The 13,253-nt window shown below is 73.1% G+C and carries 9 protein-coding genes; 7 read left to right on the forward strand and 2 right to left on the reverse strand.

Annotated elements, in window-relative coordinates:
* Positions 1–251 precede the first annotated feature (251 nt).
* From AB0M28_RS16605 to AB0M28_RS16620, 4 genes are read left to right on the forward strand one after another with little or no spacing between them, the layout of a single operon-like run.
* The gene (locus AB0M28_RS16605) at positions 252–1,541 is read left to right on the forward strand and encodes an extracellular solute-binding protein (RefSeq protein WP_365404409.1); all 1,290 of its coding nucleotides are present in this window, start codon (positions 252–254) and stop codon (positions 1,539–1,541) included.
* Complete coding sequence (locus tag AB0M28_RS16610) at positions 1,538–2,434, forward strand: sugar ABC transporter permease (protein WP_365404412.1); 897 nt, start codon at positions 1,538–1,540, stop codon at positions 2,432–2,434. The genes AB0M28_RS16605 and AB0M28_RS16610 overlap by 4 nt, the downstream gene beginning before the upstream one ends.
* Positions 2,431–3,255, forward strand: a complete 825-nt coding sequence (locus AB0M28_RS16615; RefSeq protein WP_365404415.1) for a carbohydrate ABC transporter permease — start codon at positions 2,431–2,433, stop codon at positions 3,253–3,255. Before AB0M28_RS16610 ends, AB0M28_RS16615 begins: the two co-directional genes overlap by 4 nt.
* 10 nt (positions 3,256–3,265) lie before the next feature.
* Positions 3,266–6,889 carry a glycosyl hydrolase gene (locus tag AB0M28_RS16620; protein ID WP_365404418.1) on the forward strand — a complete coding sequence of 1,208 codons (3,624 nt, stop codon included), beginning with the start codon at positions 3,266–3,268 and terminating at the stop codon, positions 6,887–6,889.
* Between the two features lie 49 nt (positions 6,890–6,938).
* Here AB0M28_RS16620 and AB0M28_RS16625 read toward each other — a convergent pair whose 3' ends face one another.
* Both AB0M28_RS16625 and AB0M28_RS16630 read right to left on the reverse strand, forming a co-directional pair.
* Positions 6,939–7,721: a DeoR/GlpR family DNA-binding transcription regulator gene (locus tag AB0M28_RS16625; protein ID WP_365404421.1), complete on the reverse strand. Its 783-nt coding sequence runs from the start codon at positions 7,719–7,721 to the stop codon at positions 6,939–6,941.
* 92 nt (positions 7,722–7,813) lie between these two features.
* Positions 7,814–8,686, reverse strand: a complete 873-nt coding sequence (locus AB0M28_RS16630) for an AraC family transcriptional regulator (protein WP_365404424.1) — start codon at positions 8,684–8,686, stop codon at positions 7,814–7,816.
* Between the two features lie 105 nt (positions 8,687–8,791).
* Here AB0M28_RS16630 and AB0M28_RS16635 point away from each other — a divergent pair, with 105 nt between their 5' ends.
* The 3 genes from AB0M28_RS16635 (at position 8,792) to AB0M28_RS16645 (ending at position 13,206) form a co-directional block, all read left to right on the forward strand.
* Complete coding sequence (locus tag AB0M28_RS16635) at positions 8,792–9,547, forward strand: phytanoyl-CoA dioxygenase family protein (RefSeq protein ID WP_365404427.1); 756 nt, start codon at positions 8,792–8,794, stop codon at positions 9,545–9,547.
* A gap of 59 nt (positions 9,548–9,606) precedes the next feature.
* Positions 9,607–12,015, forward strand: a complete 2,409-nt coding sequence (locus AB0M28_RS16640; RefSeq protein WP_365404430.1) for a SpoIIE family protein phosphatase — start codon at positions 9,607–9,609, stop codon at positions 12,013–12,015.
* A 102-nt stretch (positions 12,016–12,117) separates the two neighbouring features.
* Positions 12,118–13,206: a serine hydrolase domain-containing protein gene (locus AB0M28_RS16645; RefSeq protein WP_365404531.1), complete on the forward strand. Its 1,089-nt coding sequence runs from the start codon at positions 12,118–12,120 to the stop codon at positions 13,204–13,206.
* The last annotated feature ends 47 nt before the right edge of the window (positions 13,207–13,253 follow it).

Genomic DNA, 13,253 nt, shown 5'->3' on the forward strand with positions numbered 1-13,253 from the left:
AGGCCGTCCCGGCCCGGCCGGGGCGGCCTCGGTGCGTCTCCAGGCCGCCCGGCGCCGGGACAGCCGCCACGCGTCCACCCATTTCACATCCCACGTGGTAATTTCACGCACCGCCCCAGCTCACACAAGACCTGCTGTTTCCAGCGCACTTGTGATGCCTGCAGCACCCTTGACGCTGCCGCGCGGGCACTTCTACGCTCCGCGTCACAGACGAGCACGTTACTTTTCACATCCAAAGATGGTGGGGACACGTGACTACGGGTACCTTCGGCCGCCGCGGCCTTCTGCGCATCGGCGGCGGCCTCGCAGCGGCAGCCGCCCTCCCCGGCGCACTGACCGCCTGCGGCAACGGATCAGGGTCCGGCTCGGGCAGCGGCAAGCTCCGGGTGGTGGGGGTGGCGGACCAGAAGGCGCCGCTCGACGCGATGACCGCCGCGTACACCAAGCAGCACAAGACCGCGTTCAGCACCACCTTCGCCCCCACCGACCAGGTGACGACCCAGGTCCGCACCCAGCTGGCCGGCGGCAACGCCCCGGACGTCCACGTGGTCTACCCGGGCAACGGCAACTCGATGGCGATGGTGCAGCTGGCCAAGGCGGGGCTGCTGGCGGACCTGAGCGGGCAGAGCCTGAGCAAGGAGATACCCGCGGCGCTGAACTCGGCCTTCCAGTACGAGAAGAAGACGTACCTCTACTCCGCCGGCAGCACGGTCATCGGCGCCGTCTACAACAAGAAGGTCTTCGCGGACGCCGGTGTCGAACCGCCGAAGACCTGGGCCGAACTGCTGGAGGTCTGCGGCAGGCTCAAGGCCAGGGGCGTCGCCCCGATCGCCCTGGGCGCGCAGACCCCGTGGGTCACCCAGCTGATCACGTACGCGCTGGTGCCCTCGACGGTCTACGCCAAGGACCCCGCGTTCGACGACAAGATGGCCGCGGGCCAGGCCACGTTCGCGGAGTCCGGCTGGGCCGACGCGATGGAGATGTACCTCGAGCTGCTGGGCAAGGGCTACTTCAACGACAACCCCAACGGCACCACGTTCGAGCAGCAGGTCTCGATGGTCGCCACCGGCAAGGCCGCCATGGCCGTGCAGGTCTCGGCCGTGCTCGGCGCCTTCCGCGAGGGCTCCAAGACCCCGGACGACATCGGGATGTTCCCCTTCCCCGGCGGCGACAACCCGCAGGAGCTGTGGCTCCCGGCCGGCGTCGTGGTCGGCCTCGGGGTGAGCGCCCGCAGCAAGAACGCGAAGGACGCCATGGCCTTCGTGGAGTGGCTGGGCAGGCAGGAGAACATCAACCAATGGTGCGAGGCAGTGGCGGCGATCCCCGTGCGCCGCGACGCGAGCTCGAAGATCGACCCGGAGCTGGAGAGCTTCCTGCCGGAGATCGACGCGGACCGGGCGGTGCCGTTCATGGACCAGCGCTGGCCCAACGCCGAGGTGCAGCCGGTGCACTTCGCCGCCGTACAGGATCTGCTGGCGAAGAAGACGGACGTCAAGGGGGCGCTGGGCCGGATGGACGAGGCGTACCGGAAGGAGTCGTGAGGCGGGGGCGGCGGCGCTGGGCCGATCCGAGCGCCCCGCCCTGGCTCCTGGCCGTCCCGGCGGTGGCGCTGTACGGGCTCGTGGTGCTGTTCCCGGCCGCAGCCGGGGTCATGTACGCGTTCACCGACTGGTCCGGCGTGGGCGGCTTCGAGTTCACCGGACTGGAGAACTTCCGCACCCTCGCCGACGACGACCGGGCGCTGGACTCGATCGGCAACACCCTGCTGCTCACCGTCGCCGTCGTCGTCGTGCAGAACGGGCTCGGGCTGCTGCTCGCGCTCGGCGTGCACGCGAGGATCCGGTCCCGCGCGGTGCTGCGGGTGGTCTTCTTCGCCCCCGCGGTGGTCAGCCCCGTGATGGTGGCGTTCCTGTGGAAGTACATCTACAACCCGGATCCCGGGGCGGGGCTCAACGGCATCCTCGGCGCGGTCGGCCTCGGCTCGCTGCGTCAGGACTGGCTGGGCGATCCGTCGCTGGCCCTGTGGTCCGTGGCCGGCATGGTCGTCTGGCAGTACGCCGGCTACTCGATGGTCATCTTCCTGGCCGGCCTCGAAGGCATCCCCGCCGAGCTGGAGGAGGCGGCGAAGATCGACGGCGCCGGGCGGGTGCAGCGCTTCCGCTACGTCGTGTGGCCGCTGCTGGCGCCTGCCCTCACCGTCAACGTCATGCTGTCGACGATCGGCGGGCTCAAGCTGTTCGACCAGGTCTTCGCGGCCACCAACGGCGGTCCCGGCACCTCGAGCGAGACGCTGTCGACGGTCCTCTACAAGGAGGCGTTCGTCTTCGGCAAGTTCGGCTACTCGACGGCGGTCGCGCTCGTGCTCGCGCTCTTCGTGGCGGCGGTCTCGCTGATTCAGATCCGCTATCTGCGCGCCCGGGAGGTCGTCGCGTGAAACAGCTTCCGATGGGGCGGTGGCTGCTCGAACTCGTCATGGCCGGCGCCGGGGTGGCCTTCCTCTTCCCCGTCTACGCCATGGTGACCCTGGCGCTCAAGACCCCCGACCAGGTCGCCGAGTCCCCGCTGTCACCACCCACCTCGCCCACCGGTGAGAACTTCTCCCACGCCTGGTCCTCCGCGTCGCTGGGCTCCGCGCTGCTGAACAGCACGCTGATCACCGCGCTGAGCCTGGTCGCGCTGATCGCGATCGGCTCGGCCTGCGCCTACGTCCTGGCCCGGCGGGCACAGGGGCTCGGCTACGCGGTGTACATCCTCTTCCTGCTGGGCATCGTGCTGCCGTTCCAGCTGGGCATGATCCCGCTGTACAAGCTGATCGACGACCTCGGCTGGCTGGGCACGTACCAGGGCATGGTGCTCTTCTACACGGGCATCCAGCTGCCCTTCACCGTGTTCCTCTACACCGGCTTCATCCGGGCACTGCCGGGCGACTACGCGCACGCGGCGCTGATCGACGGCTGTACGCAGCTGCAGGCGTTCACCCGCGTCGTCTTCCCATTGCTGCGGCCCGTCACCGGCACCGTGGTGATCCTCAACGCGGTGTTCATCTGGAACGACTTCTTCACGCCGCTGCTGTACCTCGGCGGCTCCGAGAAGGAGACGGTGCCGGTGCGGATCTTCTCCTTCGTCGGTCAGTACGTGTCGGACTACGGCCTGGTCTTCGCCGGTCTGGTACTGGCGGCGCTGCCCGTCATCGCCGTCTTCCTGGTGCTGCAGCGCTACGTCATCAAGGGCTTCGCCGGCGGACTCAAGGGGTGAGGCGCCGGCCATGACGCTGCCGCCCGCACTCGACGCGCTGCTGAAGGACCCGCCGCGCGGCTTCTCCCCGACCGCGATCTGGTGGTGGAGCGGCGAGCCCCTGCGCCGCGACCGGCTCCGGTGGCAGCTCGCGCGCTTCGCGGAGGGCGGCGTGTACAACCTGGTCGTGCTCAACCTGGCCCCGTCCGGGCCGATGTTCGACGCCGACGCCGACGATCCGCCGTTCTTCTCGGACGCCTGGTGGGCGCTGCTGAAGGGGGTCTGCGACGACGCCGGGTCGCTCGGGGTCCGGCTGTGGTTCTACGACCAGCTGGGCTTCTCCGGTGCGGCCGTGCAGTCCGGACTCGTGCACGAGCGGCCCGAGTTCGCGGGCCGGTGGCTGGAGCGGGACGGGTCGGTGTCCGTGCGGGGCTTCGACTACCTGTCGCGGGAGTCCTGCGCCGCGCTGCTCGACCGGGTGCACGGGGAGTTCGAGCGACGCCTCGGGGACCGGCTGGGCGGGGTCGTCGCGGGCTCGTTCCAGGACGAACTGCCCACGCTGCCCACCTGGTCGGCGGGCTTCGCCGCGGAGTTCCGCGAGCGGCGCGGCTACGAACCGGAACCCCTGCTGCGGCTGCTCTGGCAGGACGGGCCCACGGCAGGCCGCTTCCGCCGCGACTACCAGCGCACCCGGTCCGAACTCGCCGAGGAGTCCTTCTTCCGCCCGCTAGCCGACTGGCACGACCGGCACGGCCTGCTCAGCGGCTGCGACCAGCAGGATCCGGCGCGGGCGGGGGATCCCGCGGCGGGTGTGGAGCTGTACGCCGACTACGCCCGTACGCACCGCTGGTTCAGCGCGCCGGGCTCCGACCACCACGGCGACGCCCGGGTCCACTCCTCGCTGGCCCACCTCTACGGCCGGCCGCGTACCTGGATCGAGGCGTTCCACTCCAGCGGGTGGGGCGGCACGCTGGAGGAGACCTACGACTGGCTGCTGCCTTGGCTTCGGGCCGGCGCCAACCTCTACAACCCGCACGCCGTCTACTACACGACCAAGGGCGGCTGGTGGGAGTGGGCCCCGCCGGCCACCGACTGGCGCCAGCCGTACTGGCGGCATCACCACGTCTTCGCCGGTGCCGTCAGCCGGCTCAGCGCAGCACTCACCCTCGGCCGCCACGTCTGCGACGTCGCGGTGCTGCTGCCCACCGCGACCGTCCAGGCGGGTGTGCGGCTGGACGGGGTCCGCGACGCCGCGGCGCGCCGGGCGCAGACGGTGTACCGGGAGCTCGTCGGGGACATGACCTGGTTCCGCTCCACACCGGGCGCCCTGGACCGACTCGGGCTGGACGCCGACGTGATCGACGACGACTCGGTGCGGCGCGCGGCGGTCCGGGACGGGCGGCTCACGGTCGCCGACGAGTCGTACGCCGCGGTCGTGCTGCCGGCGTGCACGGTCCTGGAGGGTGCGACGGAGCGCCGGCTGGCGGAGTTCGCCGCGGCGGGCGGTCTGGTGGTCGCCGTCGGCGAGCGGCCCCCGCCCGGACCCCTGCGGGAACGCGCGCGCTTCGCACCGACGGCGGACGCCCTCGGCCCGCTGCTGACCGGGCTGCGCCGGGTGGAGGCACCGGTGCCGCCCCTGGTCCGGGAGGCCGACGGGACGACCCTGGTGTTCCTGGCGGCGGCCTTCCCCGGCGCCAGCCGCGTGTCCGTCGGCCGTCCCGACGACCGCGGTGCCGCGGCAGGCTGGGCCGAGGCAACCGTCGACTTCGACCCGGCGCGGTACGCCAGGGAGACGGCCGTGCGGGTACGCGGGGTGGCAGGCGACCCGTACCTCGTCGACCCCTTCACGGGGAACACCCGCGTCCTGCCCGGCAGGCGGAGCGGTGACGGGGTCGAGGTGACCGTCCCGTTCGACGCCGGGCCCGCGGCGCTGCTGGTGTTCCCCGCCGAACCCGCGGGCCTCCCCGCGGGTGCTCCGGACGCGCTGCCCGCGGACACGATCGGGCTCGGCGCGTGGACGTACGAACTGATCCCGACCCTCGACGACACCTGGGGCGACTTCGCGCTGGACGAGTCCTGGCCCGGCCTCGCCCCCGGGGCCGCATCGCGACTCCAGCGCTGGGCCGTGGAGCACCGCGCCGACGGCGACGAGGACTGGCGGACCGTGCACGCCACCTTCGGTCCGCACGGCGAGTGGCGCACCGGCGACGGCCCGTGGCAGCCGGCCGTCTACTCGGTCTCGCGCGGTATCCGCAAGGACCCCGTCCACCGTGCGGCTCTCGGTCCCAAGGGCCATGTGCCGCGGGAGTTCCTGGACTTCGGAACCGTGGCGGCGGGGCGGCAGGTGCACTTCCGGGCCGAGCTGACCGTGCCGGCCGAGGGGTGTCTGAGCGTGGGCGCCGCCGCCGCCAAACGGGTCCGTGTCGACGGGCGGGACGTGGAACTCGACGACCACGGGTATCTCGCCTTCAGCCGGCTCCCGCTCGGCCCCGGCACGGCACTCCTGGAGCTGGAACTCACCGTCGAGGGCACCGATCCGCAGCCGCTGCGCGCCCAGATCTCCGTCACGACCGACCCCGAGGCGGCCCGCGGTCCCGAGTGGATCGTCGCGGCGCCGGGTCCGGCGGAGTTCATCGTCCGCTTCCAGCCCCTGGGCGAGGTACTGCAGGTCTCCGCCGAGGCGGCCTGCCGGGTGCTGGTCAACGGCACCGAGGTCGGCCGCCAGGGCGGCTTCGACCCGTACACGGACCACAGGAGGCCGCGCACCGACCGCTACGACCTCTCCGCCGTCCTCGTCCCCGGCGAGAACGTGCTCGCCGTGCGCACCGCCGACGCCGCCACGGGCCTCCTGGTCGACGGCGCCGCGACCTCGGGTCCGGGCTGGTCGGCGACGCGCGACGGCGAAGCCCTCACCGTACGCACCCGGCGCACCCAGTTCCGCGACCCCGGGTCGCTCCAGCTGCCGCGCCGTCCGCATCCGCTGCCGGGCGCCGCGTGGCTCGAAGGCCCGCAGGACGGCACGGTGCTGCCGGCACTCCTCGCCGTACCGGGATCAGCGGGCCGGGTGGAGTGGCTGCGCTTCGGCGTACCGCCGGGGGCGACGGCGCTGCGGCTGCCGGTGAGCGGCACGGCGTCGGTGTACGTGGACGGGCAGTTGGCGGCCGCGGGGCCCGGGCCGCTGGCGGTGCCGCTGGAGGGCGGGCGCGGGGTACGGCGGGCCCTGGTCCGCGTCGAGCCCGAACGCGCCTGCAGCGGCGGGGCGGTGCTGACCGGGCCGGTCCAGTTCGCCGTGGGGCCCGGACCTCTCCGGCTGGGGGACTGGGCGGACGCCGGCCTGCCCGAGTACAGCGGCGGGGTCCGCTACCGCACGGCCGTCGAGTCGGCGGGCACCCCGAAGGGTGCCCTCCTGGACCTGGGCCGGGTGCGCGGCACCGCGGAGGTGTTCGTCAACGGCCGGTCCTGCGGGATCCAGGTCTGCTCGCCGTACCGCTTCGAGGTGGGCGAGGCACTGCGCCCCGGCCGCAACGAGGTCGCGGTCGAGGTGTTCGGCACGCTCGCGCCCTTCCTGGACGCGGTGAGCCCCACCCACTTCGTCTTCCCGGGGCAGACCCGCTCGGGGCTCTTCGGCCCGGTCCGCCTCCGTGTGACGCGGTGAACCGCCGCGGCTGCCGAGTGTGACGCCGTGAACCGCCGCGGCCGCCGTGCTACTTCGCGATCCGGACGTCCGGGTGCTGCTCGCGCAGCGCCTCGACGTCCTTCGCGTCCGCTCCCGCGTCGATGACGACGGTGTCGAACACATCGAGCGGCACCACGCGATGGAGGCCGACCCGGCGCAGCTTCGTATGATCGATGGCGAGCACCCGGCGGGTGGCCGTGGCCAGCATCGCCCGTTTGACCAGGACGATCTCCTGCTCCTGGTGGAAGGCGTAGCCGCCGGAGACGGCGGAGGTCGACACCACCGCCACGTCGGTGCGCATCGCCTCGATGGCGTCGATGCAGGCGAGGCCCAGGAAGGAGTCGTGGCCGGGGTGGTATTCGCCGCCGAGTGCCATCAGCCGGATGCCCGGGGCGTCCGACAGGAGCTTCATGCCCTCGAGGAAGTTGGTCACCACGGTGAGCGGGGCGACCCTGCCCAGCTGTCTGGCGACCGCCAGCGCCGTGGTGGAGTCGTCGAGCATCACCGAACTGCCCGGCTCCAGGGTGTCCACCACGACGCGCGCGATGCTCTCCTTCGCGTCCTGGTTGGCGGTCATCCGGTACGCGATGTTGCTCTCGAAGACGCTGGACGCCTGCGCCGAGGCGCCGCCCCGGAACTTGCGGACCATGCCGCGGCCCTCGAGCTCGTCGAGATCCCGGTGCACGGTCATGACGCTGACGCCGAACGTCTCGGCCAGCTCGGTGACGGAGACCGAGCCCTGCCGGATGACGTGCTCGGCCATCGCACGCCTGCGGGCGATCCCGCCCCCGGCGGGCTGACGCGCGTTCATGGTGCGGGACTCCCTGAGCTGCTCGGTTCCGACGGGCTTGAGACTCAACTTAACAGATACAACTGTGATATCTACCAGGCAAGTTGTGCGGACTACCCCGGTTGCTCCCCCGGGGCGGAACGCCCGTCCGGGCGGAACCGGGCGCGGTACCGCGCCGGACTGTACGCGAAGTGCGCGCGGAAGCGGCGGCCGGCGTAGTTGGGGTCGGGCCAGCCGACCCGGCGGCCGATCGCCGCGACCGGCAGCTCCGTCTCGATGAGCAGTGCCGCGGCCCGTTCGGCACGCACCCGGTTCAGGTAGGCCATGGGCGGCACGCCGAACTGCCGGCGGAAGAGCCGGGCGAAGTAGGGCTCGGACAGCCCGACGGCGGCGGCCAGCCGGGCCACTGTCCAGGCCGCCGCCGGCTCGTCCTCCAGCAGCCGGGCCGCCCCGGTGGCGGCGGGGTGGACGGGGGCGGTGCGAGGACCGCCGGAGCCCCCGGCACCGTGGCGGTCGGCCGCCACCACGGTGCCCAGCAGGGACAGCAGCAGCCCGAGCCGTACGGCCCGCGTCACCGGTGCCGCGAGCCGCGACAGCCCGTACTCGGCGAACCCGAGCCCCTCGTCGCCGAGCTGGAACGTCCGGGCACCGCCGGGGGCGTTGAGGACGGGGGCGAACGCCGTGTCGGCGCGCAGCCAGGCCAGCTCGTACGAGAAGAGCTCCGGGCCCACGTACACGTTGTGGACGGTGAGCCCGCGGCAGTCCCGGTAGCCGTGCCAGTCGCCGGGCCGCGCCAGTACGGCGGAACCGCGCCCGAGCCGCCGTTCGCCGGCGGCCGACACGTGCACGGCCGTACCACCGGTGACGACGGCGCACTCGACGAAGTCGTGGCTGTGCGCGCCGGAGTCGGCGGCCAGGTCGTAGCGCTCGGCGACCACCTGTCCGGCGCCCGGCGGGAAGACGTCAGCGCGTCGTACGCGGTGCATGGTCGGGATTGTGCTGGAGGAGGGGCGGTCGTGTGCTGTCCGCGGTGGGAACCGTGCTGCGACCGTTGCCGGACGGCAGCGGTCGACCGTGAGGGAGAGCAGCACATGACCCGCACCACCACACCGCAGAACCTCACCGGCGAACAGGTCGGCGCCTACCGCCGCGACGGTTTCGTCCACCTCCCCGGAGTGATCGGCCGCGCGGACGCGCAGCGGCACGCGAAGGCCGCGCTCGGCGCCCGCGACCGGCTGCGGGACCACCACGCCGGCCGCACCTTCACCCAGTTGCTGCAGCTGTGGCAGCACGACGCGACGCTGCGCGAGCTGACCCTCGACCCGGCCCTCGGCGCCCTCGCCACCCGGCTGGCCGGGACACCGCTGCGCCTGTGGCACGACCAGCTGCTGATCAAGGAGCCGCACAACGGGGCCGCGACCGAGTTCCACCAGGACCAGCCCTACTGGCCGCACCGGGGCACCCGGCACGCACTGTCCGCATGGGTGGCGCTGGTCGACGTACCGGTGGACCGCGGCTGCATGACATTCATCCCCGGCTCGCACCGCCTCCCCGCGCTGCGCCCGCAGGACCTCACCGACCACGGCGACCTCCTCGGCCTGGCACCCGACCTGACCTGGCGGCAGCGGGTGACGGTGCCGCTGCGTGCGGGCGACTGCACGTTCCACCACTCCCACCTGGCCCACACGGCCACCCCGAACCTCACCGGTGACCCGCGTATCGCGCACGTGGTCATCTACACGGACGCGGAGACCCGCTACGCGGCGCTGCCGCATCCGGTGACCGACCCGCTCGGCCTGGAGCCGGGCGCGGCGCTGCCGGAGGAGCACTTCCCCCGGTTCGGCTGACGGCGACCCGGCGTCCGGATCGGTTGCGGGAAGCGTGCCCGTGACCGGACGCTGGCAGGGTGGAGTACGAGGCTGCGCACCATCCGGACCGGTTCGCCGGCACGGCGGCCGTCGACCGCGACGGGGTGATCACCGCCTGGGGCGGTTCGGCACCGGCACTGCTCGGCTACGACGCCGCGGCGGTGATCGGGCGGCCCGCGGTCGAGCTGCTGGCCGCCGTCACGGACCGCGCGCAGGTGCTCGAGGCGGTACGCGGCTGCCGGATCGGCGAGAGCGTACGCGGCGGCCTGGTCGCCCGGCATCGCGACGACCGCAGCGTCGATCTGATGGTCCGGGCCTGGCCGGTCGTCACCGGCGGCGGCACCGACTGGTTCACGATCTTCGTCCCGGCGGCCGAGATCCGCCGCTGGGACACCGACCGGGCGGTGGTGGACGGGCTGTTCTCCCAGGCTCCGATCGGGCTGGCGGTGTTCGATCCCGGGTTGCGGTTCATCCGCGTCAACGACGCGCTCCAGCGGATCCACGGCATTCCCGCGGAGAGGTCGCTCGGGCGGCGCGTGAGCGACCTCTTCCCCGGGCCGGTGGCGAACCGGATGGAGGCGAGGCTGCGCAGGGTGCTGGAGCTGGGGGAACCGGTCACCGAGGAGCACCGGGCTCCCGCCCCCGCGCTCCAGGGGTGGAAGAAGGAGTGGAGCACCACCTCCTTCCGGCTGATGAACCCGGCGGGCGCGGTGCTCGGCGTCGCGTCCGCGATCATGGAGATCACCGAGCGCGAGCGGGCACGCGACCGGCTGGTGGTGCTCAACGACGCCAGCGCGAGGATCGGCAGCACCCTCGACGTCACCCGTACGGCGGTCGAACTCGCGGAGGTGGCCGTTCCCCAGCTCGCGGACTTCGTCGCCGTCGACCTGCTGAAGGGCATCACGCTCGGTGAAGAGGAAGGCCCGGGACCCGTCGGCGGCGGGGCGGTACTGCACCGCGCGGCCGTTCGCTCCGTGGACGAGGCCGCCTCCGAGGCCAGCTATCCGCCCGGCGCGCTGCTCACCTTCCATCCGGCCACCCCGCAGGCCCGGGCCATGGCGACCGGCGACCCGATCCTGCTGGCGACCCTGGAGGACGCCGCGGACTGGCTGGCCCACGACCGGTACCGGGCCGCGAAGATGGCCGCCGCCGGGGTCCACTCCGTGATGGTCGTCCCGCTGCGCGCCCGCGACGTCACCCTCGGCGTCGCCCACTTCTACCGGTGGCGGCGCCCCGACCCCTTCGACACCGACGATCTGACCGTGGCCGGCGAGGTGGTGGCCCGCGCGGCCGTGTGCGTGGACAACGCCCGCCGCTACACCCGCGAGCGCCACGCCGCGCTCACCCTCCAGCACAGCCTTCTCCAGGTCACGACGCCCGAGCTCAGCGCCGCGACCACCGCCCACCGCCACCTGCCCGCCGTCGGCCGCGCCGGGGTCGCCGGCGACTGGTTCGACATCATCCCGCTCTCCGGGGCCCGCGTCGCCTTCGTCGTCGGCGACGTCCCCGGGCGCGGCATCCACGCCGTGGCCCAGGCGGGACGGCTGCGCACCGCGGTGCGCGCGCTCGCCCGGCAGGACCCGTCGCCGGACGAACTGCTCAGCCAGCTCGACGGCATCATCATCAGCCAGGCCCTGGACCCCGAGTACGCCTCCGGCGCCCACACCGGGGCTGTCGGCAGCAGTTGCCTGTACGCCGTCCACGACCCCGTCGCCCACCGGTGCAGCTTCGCCTCCGCGGCCCACTATCCCCCGCTCGTGATCCCGCCCTCAGGGGACGGGCGGCTCCTCGACGTGCCCTTCGGCCCGCCGCTCGGCCTCGGTGGAATGCCCTTCCAGACCGTCGACACCGAACTGCCCGAGGGCAGCGTCCTGGCCCTCTACACGGACGGCCTGCTGCGCGGCGCGGACGGCCGCGGCGACATCGACGCGGCGCTGCGCGCACTGCTGCGGGCACTCACCCAGCCGGACGCCGACCTGGAGCGCGCCTGCGACACCGCCGTGGACCGGATGCTCCCCGCGGGCGGGGCGGACGACGCCGTACTCCTGCTGGCCCGCACCCATGCCTTCGGCCCCGACCGGGTCGCCACCTGGGACCTGCCCCTCGACCCCGCCATCGTCGGCCAGGCCCGCAACCTGACCAGCGGCCAACTGGCCGCCTGGCAACTGGACGAGCTCGCCTTCACCGCGGAACTCATCGTCAGCGAACTGGTCACCAACGCCATCCGCTACGCCCAGGCCCCCATCCAGCTGCGCCTGATCCGGTCCCCCTCGCTCATCTGCGAGGTCTCGGACGCCAGCAGCACGTCACCCCATCCGCGCCGGGCGGCGGAGACCGACGAGACCGGCCGCGGACTGTTCATGATCGCCCAGATGGCCGAAGGCTGGGGCACGCGCTACACACTCGCCGGCAAGACCATCTGGGCGGAGTGCGCGGGCCAGGGCTGACCCACGGCTAGGCTGGGGCGGGCCGCGCCGGCCGACGGATTCGTCCCGGCGAGCTGCCGGCATCCGCCAGACACGCGACAGGTGGCCGAGCCCTTGACGACGATGCCCGTACTGCAGCAGAAGGTCCAGAGCGTCCTCGACGAACTCGTGGACACAGGAGCCGAGACCGGCTTGCAGATCGCCGTCCACCACCGCGGCGCCCTGGTCGCCGACGCCGTCGCGGGCGTGGCGGACGGCCGCAGCGGGCGCAGGGTGACCCCGGGGACCCCGTTCTTCAGCTTCTCCGCCGGCAAGGCCATGACGTCGCTGATCGCCCACCTGCTGGTCCGTACCGGCGCTGTCGGATACGACACCCCGGTGGCCGACGTGTGGCCGGAGTTCGCCGCCCACGGCAAGGCGGCCACGACGCTGCGGCACGTGCTGACGCACTCCGCGGGCGTGCCCGCGATGCCCCGCGACATCACTCCGGCCGACCTGGCCGACTGGTCGCGGGTCTGCACCGCGCTCGCCGACGCCGAACCGCGGTGGCGCCCGGGGACCGCGACGGGGTACCACTCGTACACCTTCGGCTTCCTCGTCGGCGAGGTCGCGCGCCGGGCCACGGGCAAACCGATGCGGCAGCTCCTGCACGAGTGGGTCGCCGCGCCCCTGGGCCTCGACGGTGACCTGTACTTCGGTGTGCCGCGAGCCGCCCTGCCCCGGCTGGCACGGCTCGAGGACGCCGCACCGCGCGCGGTCGCCCCACCGGACGGCGACGCGGTTCTCGCGCCGTGGGAGATGGGACCGACCGCGGCCATGGGCAACAGCCCCGGGATCCTGGAGGCGGACATCCCCTCGGTGGGCACCTTCACGGCACGCGGAATCGCGGCCATGAACGCCGCGGTCCTCGACGGCCGGCTCATCGAGGCACGCCGGCTACGGGAGCTGACGGCCGTGGCCTTCGAGGGCACCGACCAGGTCTTCGGCAACCACGCACGGCTGGCCCTCGGCTATCCCCTCGGCCGCATCGGCACGCGGCCGGAGGAGACACCCACCACGTTCGGCTGGCCGGGCGGCGGCGGCAGCTACGTCTACGCCGACACCGCCACCTCCACCGCCTTCGCCCTGACCAAGACCCGCCTCACCCCGCACTTCGAGGCGGCGCAGCGCCTGGCGGACGTGGTGGCGGCGGGGATCGGCCGGCTCGCCTAAGCTACGGGGTGCCCTCACACGTGCGCCTGTGACCTTGAAGCCTCCTG

The sequence above is a fragment of the Streptomyces sp. NPDC051940 genome (assembly GCF_040680895.1).
GTDB lineage: Bacteria > Actinomycetota > Actinomycetes > Streptomycetales > Streptomycetaceae > Streptomyces.